General features: G+C 67.4%; 8 protein-coding genes, 1 tRNA gene and 1 pseudogene. 2 read left to right on the top strand and 8 right to left on the bottom strand.

Going from position 1 to position 7,957, the window contains the following annotated elements; all coding sequences use genetic code 11:
• The 3 genes and pseudogenes from ACYVE7_RS24755 to ACYVE7_RS24745 form a co-directional block, all read right to left on the bottom strand.
• A pseudogene (locus ACYVE7_RS24755) lies at positions 1 to 696 on the bottom strand (TROVE domain-containing protein); the annotation flags it as partial.
• A gap of 100 nt (positions 697 to 796) precedes the next feature.
• Positions 797 to 860, bottom strand: a tRNA-Ser gene (locus tag ACYVE7_RS24750).
• A 98-nt stretch (positions 861 to 958) separates the two neighbouring features.
• Positions 959 to 1,876, bottom strand: coding sequence for an NADP-dependent oxidoreductase (locus ACYVE7_RS24745; RefSeq protein WP_460367666.1), 918 nt, complete (start codon positions 1,874 to 1,876; stop codon positions 959 to 961).
• Between the two features lie 92 nt (positions 1,877 to 1,968).
• Between ACYVE7_RS24745 and ACYVE7_RS24740 the strand changes: the two genes are divergently transcribed.
• Positions 1,969 to 2,400 (top strand): winged helix-turn-helix transcriptional regulator, encoded by a 432-nt coding sequence (locus tag ACYVE7_RS24740; RefSeq protein WP_460367664.1) that lies wholly within the window; start codon positions 1,969 to 1,971, stop codon positions 2,398 to 2,400.
• 63 nt (positions 2,401 to 2,463) lie between these two features.
• On the opposite strand, the gene groL is transcribed toward ACYVE7_RS24740, so the two are convergent.
• The 3 genes from groL to ACYVE7_RS24725 form a co-directional block, all read right to left on the bottom strand.
• Positions 2,464 to 4,089: a chaperonin GroEL gene (groL, locus tag ACYVE7_RS24735; protein ID WP_460367662.1), complete on the bottom strand. Its 1,626-nt coding sequence runs from the start codon at positions 4,087 to 4,089 to the stop codon at positions 2,464 to 2,466.
• 315 nt (positions 4,090 to 4,404) lie between these two features.
• Positions 4,405 to 4,851 (bottom strand): hypothetical protein, encoded by a 447-nt coding sequence (locus ACYVE7_RS24730; protein ID WP_460367661.1) that lies wholly within the window; start codon positions 4,849 to 4,851, stop codon positions 4,405 to 4,407.
• Complete coding sequence (locus tag ACYVE7_RS24725) at positions 4,838 to 5,131, bottom strand: hypothetical protein (protein ID WP_460367659.1); 294 nt, start codon at positions 5,129 to 5,131, stop codon at positions 4,838 to 4,840. The genes ACYVE7_RS24730 and ACYVE7_RS24725 overlap by 14 nt, the downstream gene beginning before the upstream one ends.
• 678 nt (positions 5,132 to 5,809) lie before the next feature.
• On the opposite strand from ACYVE7_RS24725, the gene ACYVE7_RS24720 reads away from it, so the two are divergent.
• The gene (locus ACYVE7_RS24720; RefSeq protein ID WP_460367657.1) at positions 5,810 to 6,616 is read left to right on the top strand and encodes a transcriptional regulator; all 807 of its coding nucleotides are present in this window, start codon (positions 5,810 to 5,812) and stop codon (positions 6,614 to 6,616) included.
• Here ACYVE7_RS24720 and ACYVE7_RS24715 read toward each other — a convergent pair.
• Complete coding sequence (locus ACYVE7_RS24715) at positions 6,597 to 7,259, bottom strand: HAD family hydrolase (protein WP_460367655.1); 663 nt, start codon at positions 7,257 to 7,259, stop codon at positions 6,597 to 6,599. The genes ACYVE7_RS24720 and ACYVE7_RS24715 overlap by 20 nt on opposite strands.
• Positions 7,260 to 7,411: 152 nt before the next feature.
• Positions 7,412 to 7,696 (bottom strand): hypothetical protein, encoded by a 285-nt coding sequence (locus ACYVE7_RS24710; RefSeq protein ID WP_460367654.1) that lies wholly within the window; start codon positions 7,694 to 7,696, stop codon positions 7,412 to 7,414.
• Positions 7,697 to 7,957 lie beyond the last annotated feature (261 nt).

Raw genomic sequence — 7,957 nt, 5'->3', positions numbered from 1 at the left:
GTCGAACACCGCGACCGGCAGCGCCAGCAGCCGTTCCCGTGCGTGCAGCACCCGGAGCGAGTCGGGGACGGGCGCGTCGCGGCCGTGCCTGCGGTCGATGGCGTGCCGGAACAGGTCGCCCTGGGCCGGGGTCGCGGCCTTCGGGTGGGTCAGTTCCAGCACGTCGCCGAAGCGGAACGCGCCCGTGTCGTACTTGAGGAGGGAGCGCTCGGTGTAGAGGCGCACGACGGCGTCGGCGACACCGCGCTTGACGGGCTGGGGCAGCCGGCGCCCGTACCGCGACGTCCAGTAGCCGAGCAGTTCGCCCGGCTCGTCGGCCCGCTGGAGGACGGAGCCGACGAGCTGCCGGTTCTCCCCGTGCAGTCCGGCGCGGAGCCGTGCCATGACCCCTTCTGCCGCGACGACGATCGCCGCGGACCGCATTCCGGCATCGCCGCGCAGCCAGCCGGCGAACCGGACGAGCCAGCCGGGATCGCCGAGCGCGACCACGCCGACGAGGGTCCGGAACCGGGCTTCGCGTGCGTCGGCCGTCTCGTAGAACGAGGCGTCGCCCATGGCGGAGACCGCGAGCAGGAACAGTTCGCCCTTGGCCTCCCTGCGGTATCCCGTGCCGCCTTCGTGGGTGCGGTCCGCCGGAATGTCCAGGGTGGCGACGATGGGGCTGATCGGGGTGACGGCACGGTTGTACTTGGACATGGCGGTTCTCCGGAATTGGCTGCGGAAAAGAGAGAAGACCTGCCCGAGATCGAAGCGGCGACGGTACAAGATGCTCTGCCACTGAGCTACCGGCGCCTTGAGCGCCGGACGGGAATCGAACCCGCGTCCTTCCCATTAAAAGTGGAAGTAACCGTTGCCTGCGCACCGGGCAGGTCTTGTTCTTGGAGGGCTATCCGAGCTGTTTCAGATTCCGCATGACTTGAACTCTGCCCCATTCCGAAAAGGGGCGCAAAGGGTTTTCTCAGGGGACCAGGACGATCTTTCCGGTGGTGCGGCCCGAGGCGATGAGCTCGTGGGCGCGGGCCGCGTCGGCCAGGGGCACCTCCGCCTGGACGACGGGCCTGACGCCCGGCGTCCCGGTGAGGGCGCGCAGGTCGTGGGCGGACGGCCGGACCGAGACGACCTCGAACCTGATGCCGAGCTCGGCGGCGCGTTCCGGGCTGAAGCCCAGGTCGTAGCCTACGAAGCCGAGCAGCAGCCCGCCGGGGCGGAGCGTCGCGGCGGACCGTTCGGCGTGCTCGCCGCCGAGCAGGTCGACCACCACGTCGACGTCCTTGAGGTCGGTGTAGTCCTGGGTGGTGTAGTCGATCAGTTCGTCGGCGCCGAGCTCCTTGAGCAAGGCGTGCTTGCCCGCCGACGCGGTGCCGATGACGTGGGCGCCGCGCGCCTTCGCGAGCTGGACGGCCAGATGCCCGACCCCGCCCGCGGCCCGGTGGACGAGCACCCGCTGGCCGGGCCGGACGTCCGCGATCCCGACCAGCGCCTGCCAGGCCGTCAGCCCGGCCAGCGGCAGCGCGCCCGCCTCGGCGAAGCTCCAGCCGTCCGGCTTGCGGGCGAGTTCGTTCTCGCCGACCAGGACGTACTCGGCGGCGGTGTTGCCGAGCGCGGGGAAGCCGACCAGGGCGAGGACCGCGTCGCCTGGGGCGAACTGGGAGATGCCGGGCGCGACGGCTTCGACGGTTCCGGCGACGTCCCAGCCGAGCGTCAGTGGCACCTGGAGCCCGAACAGGCTCTGCGCGCGGACGACCGTGTCGACGAAGTTGACGCCCGCGGCGGCGACCTTGACGAGGACCTGCCCGTAGCCGGGGACGGGCTTGTCGACCTCGGCGAGCTCCAGGACGGACGGGTCGCCGAACTGCTTCTGAGTGACGATGCGCATGGCGGTGATTCCTTCTCCTCGGTGGTGATCACATCCTGCGCCGAGGAGGTATCGTTTCGAAAGAAGGCACCTTCTAGGAATATAGGTACCCCGTGGATACCAGGCTTGACCAGCAGCGCATCAGGTACGACGCCAACGCCTACCTCGCGCAGTGCGCGTCACGGACCGTCCTGGTGGCGATCGCCGACAAGTGGACGTGCCTGCTCGTCGACGCGCTCGGCACCGGGCCGATCCGGTTCGGGGAGCTGAAGCGGCGGATCGGCGGGATCACCCAGAAGTCGCTGACGTCGACGCTGCGCGCCCTGGAGCGCGACGGGATGGTGATCCGGACGGTCTATCCGACGATCCCGCCGAAGGTCGAGTACGAGCTGAGCGCGCTGGGGATGAGCGTCCGGGAGCTGATGAGCGAGCTGCGGGTCTGGTCGGAGCAGCACGTCGACGAGATCCTGCTGGCGCGTGAGGCCTACGACCTGCGGGCGGAACGCGACGTCGAACCGGTGCGGACTCCGGACGTCACCCGCTGAGGAAATGCCGAAAGGGCGGCCCCCCGGAAATGAGGAGCCGCCCTTTCGTGAAAGCGTCAGGACTTAGAAGTCCATGCCGCCCCCGTCGGGCATACCCGCAGGCGCCGGGTTCTTCTCCGGCTTCTCGGCGATGACGGCCTCAGTGGTGAGGAAGAGGGCCGCGATGGACGCCGCGTTCTGCAGAGCGGAACGGGTGACCTTCGCCGGGTCGATGATGCCGGTGGCGAACATGTCCACGTACTCGCCGGTCGCGGCGTTGAGGCCGTGACCCGCGGGCAGGTTGCGGACCTTCTCCACCACGACGCCGCCCTCAAGGCCGGCGTTGATGGCGATCTGCTTGATCGGCTCCTCGAGCGCCTTCTTGACGATCGCGGCACCGGTGGCCTCGTCGCCCGAAAGGTCGAGCTTGTCGAACGCGCCGACGGACGCCTGGATCAGCGCCACGCCACCGCCGGGGACGATGCCCTCTTCGACGGCCGCCTTCGCGTTGCGAACGGCGTCCTCGATGCGGTGCTTGCGCTCCTTGAGCTCGACCTCGGTCGCGGCACCCGCCTTGATGACGGCGACGCCACCGGCGAGCTTGGCCAGACGCTCCTGGAGCTTCTCGCGGTCGTAGTCGGAGTCGGTGTTGTCGATCTCGGTGCGGATCTGGTTGACCCGGCCCGCGATGTCGTCGGCGTTGCCGGCGCCCTCGACGATCGTGGTCTCGTCCTTGGCGATGACGACCTTGCGGGCGCGGCCCAGCTGGTCGAGGGTCACCGAGTCGAGCTTGAGACCGATCTCCTCGGAGATGACCTGGCCGCCGGTCAGCACGGCGATGTCGCCGAGCATGGCCTTGCGGCGGTCACCGAAGCCCGGAGCCTTGACGGCGACGGACTTGAAGATCCCGCGAATCTTGTTGACGACCAGGGTGGCCAGGGCCTCGCCCTCGACGTCCTCGGCGATGATCAGCAGCGGCTTGCCGGCCTGCATGACCTGCTCGAGCACCGGCAGGAGGTCCTTGTTGGAGGACGCCTTGCCCTGAACGATCAGGATGTACGGGTCTTCGAGGACCGCTTCCATCCGCTCGGGGTCGGTGACGAAGTACGGCGAGATGTAGCCCTTGTCGAAGCGCATACCCTCGGTGAGCTCGAGCTCGAGACCGAAAGCGTTGCTCTCCTCGACGGTGATGACGCCTTCCTTGCCGACCTTGTCCATCGCCTCGGCGATGAGCGCACCGATCTCGGTGTCGGCGGCGGAGATGGAGGCGGTCGACGCGATCTGCGCCTTGGTCTCGACGTCCTTGGACAGCAGCGAAAGCTGCTCGGAGACGGCGGCGACGGCGGCCTCGATGCCCTTCTTCAGGGACATCGGGTTGGCGCCGGCGGCCACGTTCCGCAGACCCTCACGGACCAGAGCCTGCGCGAGGACCGTGGCGGTCGTCGTACCGTCACCGGCGACGTCGTCGGTCTTCTTCGCGACTTCCTTGACCAGCTCGGCCCCGATCTTCTCCCACGGGTCCTCGAGCTCGATCTCCTTGGCGATGGAGACACCATCGTTGGTGATCGTCGGCGCGCCCCACTTCTTCTCAAGGACGACATTGCGGCCCTTCGGGCCCAGCGTGACCTTGACGGCGTCGGCGAGCTGGTTCATGCCACGCTCGAGACCGCGCCGGGCCTCCTCGTTGAACGCGATCATCTTGGCAGCCATAGGCTCCAGATCCTCCTTCAGAGTGGATGCGGAACATGGCGGATCGGTACGACGCCCGCGACGGACGGCCAACCCCTCGAGCAGGCCCCATGTAAGACCCCTCAGGCGCAGACCTCATCGACCCGACCCAGTAACAAGTTCGTTTATCACTCTCCCTAGGAGAGTGCCAGTCCCTGTTTAGCACTCTACCCACCCGAGTGCAAGCGCCCCCTCCCCCACCAGCAAACAAACCCCCCACCCACCCCCAACCCCCCTGACCAGCCCATCCAACCCAAACCCCCACGCCACACCCAAGCCGGGCACTAGGATGCAGCGTCATCCCGCGAGATCGTGCTCGTCGTCGCGATCGGGCGCACCAAGCTCGTCAAACAGCCGCTCGAACCTGGCGGACGCGTTGAAGATGATCGCGCGCACCCCACTGCGAAGCAGCCCGTACTCCATCAACGCCTCTCGGAGCGCTTCGACCATCATTCCGCTGGCGACCCCGAACGGCAGCGAGTGCTCACGCGCGTCCCCAGCAGGCCCCACTCCTGCGGCCCGTTCCTCTATCTGCCGCTGACGCGCGAGCTGTTCCGCCAGCGGAGGACCGAAGACCCCCATCGGAAGGGTCATCGCCAACCCGGCACCCAGCTCCGCGTCACTCAGCCGCCTCCGCCGGACGGCCATCAGATCACCCGGCCGCCCATCCGACCTGAACCCGTGCCAGAAACGCCACTGGGGGTACTCGGCCACCAGGGCGGGAAGCTCGTCAGCGACGCTCATCGCCGGGCTCCTCGGGCACCCGCGCCGCGCTTCGATCAAGGCGTTCGATGAAGGCGAGAAGCGCCTCCGCCGCCTTGTCCGTCTCGACCTCGGGGCACCTCTGGTCTACCGGACGCCAGGCGTACTCACCGGACTCCGTGACGAAGACGTTCACGACGGTGCCCGCACTCGACCTCACCGTCAGCCGGGGCACGGCGTCGCTCATCTCCACCCGGATGCCCGTGCGGACGATCTGTCGGCAAAGCCTCGCCAGTCGTCCGGTTTGTTCCGCGTGCTCCATGAGGTCCCTTCGCTCGCTTGGAAACGGCGCCGGGCCGTCCCGCAGGGTGGCCCCCAGATGCCGATGACCTCAGCCTCGCGAAACAGAAGGGCCACTTGAAGGTCTCATGAAGGACGAAGCAAGGACGCTATAAGGACTTTTCCCATAGATCATCGTCGATATGTCCTCTAGAAGTCCCTTCTGGGTTAGAGTCGGCTCAGGAACCGGATGGAGGAACGTCCCATGTCTCGTCCCGCAGGCAACACCAAGCTGAAGGCCGCCAGGCAGCACGCTGGATTCGCTTCGCAGCAGGCCCTCGCAGATGCCCTGACCCGAGCGGCTCCGCAGCTGGGTTTGGGCGGCATGGACGTCAGCGCCCGTCAGATCCGCCGCTGGGAGTCGGCTACGCCTCCGTGGCCTCGCGCAGATCATCAGCGTCTTCTGGTCCATGTGCTTCAGCGCCCCGTCGAAGATCTAGGCTTCACCGCTCCTTGGACGGTCGGCACAGGCCGGCCCGCTGGCGTCCATGTCCCTGGACAGACGCCGACCGGTTCCGCGCTCCCGCTCCCCAAGGCGTCGGGCTCGGTACAACCGCTCACCGTCGGGGCCGACTTCGCCGCGATCACAACGGCCTATCGTCGTCTCTATTGGAGCGTCCAGCCCGCACAGATCCATGCCGCGGTCGTCGAGCACACCCGCTTGGGCACCCAGCTTCTCTCCGAGACCACCGGGGTCTCCCGCCGCATCCTGGCGACGGCGCTCGCCGAGTCTCTGCTTCTGGTCGGCCGCATCGAGTTCTTCGATCTCCGCCAGCCGGACGAAGCAGACGCCGCTCTGGTCCGCGCCCTCCAGGCAGCCGGTGAAGCAGACGACCCGCTCCTGGGTGCCGCGATCCTCGCCCACGCGGCTTTCGTGCCCGGCTGGGCCGGACGTCGCGACGAATCCGCCGAACGGATGCGCGCCGCCCGCACCTACGCCCGCCGAGGCACCGCCACGGGCGAATTCCTCGCCTGGCTGGACGCTGTCGAGGCCGAGAACGAGACCCGTTGCGGCCACCCCCGCGAAGCCCTCCGTCTGATCGAACACGGCGAGCAGATCATCACCGAAGCGAACGGCCACGCCGACCCCGCCTGGTTCGATTGGTTCTCACCAGTCCGCCTGGCGGCTTTCAAAGGCAACACCCAGTTGAAGGCGGGTCATCTCCCCCAGGCCCGAACAACGCTGCTCGAAGTGCTGGACGGCCTCCCGCAGGAGAGCAGCAAGCAACGCGTGGTCGTCCTCGGCGATCTGGCCGCCGTCGCAGCAGCCCAGAATCTGCCCGAGGAAGCCTGCACCCACGCCGAAGAGGCTCTGAGTCAACTGGCTCGCACCTGGTACGCCACCGGCATGGAACGCATCTCCGACGTCCGCCGAGCTCTCCAGCCCTGGGCCGACCAGGAATGCGTCCAGCGCCTGGACGACCGTCTTTACGGCTGGCAGAACACCCTCAGCGCTCTCCAGCGTTAAACGCCTCCACCAGCCCCGGAAGCTCGGCCAGCGACTCGATCCGCATCGTCGGAACGCTCACCGCTTCCGGTTCCTCCCACTGAATATGTGCCCACGGCCCTCGCCGAATCAACGCCGTCCGCAACCCCATCGCCACCGCAGGCCTGATGTCGTTGTCGAGCCGATCTCCCACATACAAGATCTCGTGCGCCTCCACCGGCGCCGCCTCCACCACACACCGGAAAAACTCCGTGTCCGGCTTCGAGTACCCCCAGTCATCCGACGTCGCGATCAGATCCGTCGGCAACCCCAACCCCCGCAGAATCCCCCCAGCCCGCACCGTCTGGTTTCCCGCGATCCCCACCCAAAGCCCATCAGCCCGAAGCTTGCTCAACGACCCCCGCACGTCCGGGTACAGGTCATCTTCCCCGAACCACTCAGGCTGGCCGGCCTCCGCCCGCCGCTCCCTCTCCTCAGCCAGGTCAAACCCAGGCCGGAACACCTGAAACGTCTCCCGATAGTCCAGCCCCCGAGCAATCACAGCCCCGAACACCGCCGCGAACGTATGCCGAGACGCCCCCAGCCAGTCAGCCCACGTCCCATACTCCCGAGTCTCATCAACCAGACACTCGCCAACATCGAACACCACTGCACGAATCGCCACACTCACCACCCTACGGGCGCATTAGCTCTCGCCTATAAGGGGCTATCTCGCATAAGGGGGCTATCTCGTCGCTCAGCTCACGGACCTGACTCTGCGGGCACCACAAATGGGCACAGCAGCCCGCCTACAACGGCAGGATTTCATCTCAGCTCTCATCTCTCTGCTGGTTGGGCGTTTTCGGATGTGGCGCCTGCGTGACGGGCGGTGTTTGCGACCTCGACTAGGAATCGGGTCAGTTCGGCAGCGGGGATCGTCACATCGCCGGCTGCCCACGCCTCACACGGGCGCTCCAAGTCCTCGTCGGGGATGACGACGCCGACGACGAGGCCTTGGGTGCTGCTCATCCTCGTCAGCTCGACGCTCCAGGCTCCTTCGGACACCACATATGAGGAGATCAGCTCATAGACCGCGCCGTCTTGTCCCTGGGAGTAGTTCACCTGGGCATCCTTTCAGCGAGCCGCTATCGCGGGATGCCTGCCTCCGGATCGGCTGATTGAGTCCGTCTGTTCGCAGGCAGGGCGCTTCCGGGTGCGGAGGATGCCACTCATCCGCTGGCCCATGAGCTGTCAGCCGTGCCCCGCCTAGCAGCCAGCCCACGGGACCGCTTGCTCCGCTCAGTCCAGGCTCTACACGCCGGGACTGCCCTCCCCCCTGTGGGCTTGGTGGGGAGTTTGCGGGGTTGGGGGGCAGGTGGGAGG

The organism is Actinocorallia lasiicapitis (assembly GCF_054778695.1).
This window is presented reverse-complemented; position numbering and strand designations above follow the sequence as displayed.

Bases quoted from the DNA above. Each gene is read 5' to 3' on its own strand.
- ACYVE7_RS24745 (WP_460367666.1), bottom strand. From the start codon at position 1,876: ATGCGCATCGTCACTCAGAAGCAGTTCGGCGACCCGTCCGTCCTGGAG.
- ACYVE7_RS24725 (WP_460367659.1), bottom strand. From the start codon at position 5,131: ATGGAGCACGCGGAACAAACCGGACGACTGGCGAGGCTTTGCCGACAG.
- ACYVE7_RS24730 (WP_460367661.1), bottom strand. From the start codon at position 4,851: ATGAGCGTCGCTGACGAGCTTCCCGCCCTGGTGGCCGAGTACCCCCAG.
- groL (WP_460367662.1), bottom strand. From the start codon at position 4,089: ATGGCTGCCAAGATGATCGCGTTCAACGAGGAGGCCCGGCGCGGTCTC.